2 protein-coding genes are annotated in these 892 nt (G+C 72.3%); both read left to right on the forward strand.

All coding sequences use genetic code 11. The features are described from left to right. Positions 1–333 (forward strand): ankyrin repeat domain-containing protein (locus AC1DQF_RS21645; RefSeq protein ID WP_477527282.1); only part of this gene is annotated, 333 nt, incomplete at its 5' end. Between the two features lie 153 nt (positions 334–486). After that, positions 487–892 (forward strand): catalase (locus tag AC1DQF_RS21650; RefSeq protein WP_477527283.1); only part of this gene is annotated, 406 nt, incomplete at its 3' end.

Genomic DNA, 892 nt, shown 5'->3' on the forward strand with positions numbered 1-892 from the left:
GCCATGGACTGCGCCCGCCAGGGCGAGAGCGACCTGCTGGCGCGCTACCTCGACGGCGGCTTCCCGGCCAACCATCCCGACGGTGAGGGCAACACCGCCCTGATGCTCGCGTCGTACCACGGGCACGCCGGGACCGTCGCCATGCTGCTGGCCCGCGGAGCCGACCCCGACCGGCTCAACGCACGCGGCCAGTCGCCGCTGGCCGGTGCGATCTTCAAGGGCGAGGACGACGTCGTGGCCCGGCTGCTCGCCGGTGGCGCCGACCCCGACGTCGGCACCCCCAGCGCCCGGGCCACCGCGGAGATGTTCGGACGCCCGGATCTCCTGAAGTGACCGGCTGGACCGACCCGGGACGGGCGCCACCCCGGCGGGCGAGTTTTCTTGACCTGTTCCAGATCCAGTGCGACGTTGGAGAGGTGGCGCGCGCAGCCCCTCTCGGAGACCCGGCGGCGCTCGCTCCCCACCACCTCGACCACCAGGAGTGACATGCCCGACCTCCCCCAGCCCACGGACAGCTCGATCGCCACCGCCCCCTCGTCCGAGGCCGCGCTCGGCTCGACGACGGACACCGGTTCACCTGCTCCGAGCGACCGCAACTCGCTCACCCTCGGGGCCGACGGCCCGATCCTGCTCCACGACGTGCACTTCCTGAGCCAGATGGCGCACTTCAACCGCGAGCGCATCCCCGAGCGCAACGTGCACGCCAAGGGCTCCGGCGCCTTCGGCCGGTTCGAGACCACCCAGGACGTCAGCGCCTACACGAAGGCGGGGCTGTTCCAGCCCGGCGTACGGACCGACATGCTGGCCCGCTTCTCCACCGTCGCCGGCGAGCAGGGCTCTCCCGACACGTGGCGCGACCCGCGAGGCTTCGCGCTGAAGTTCTACACGAGCG

This window comes from Nocardioides sp. P4_G4 (assembly GCF_056401085.1).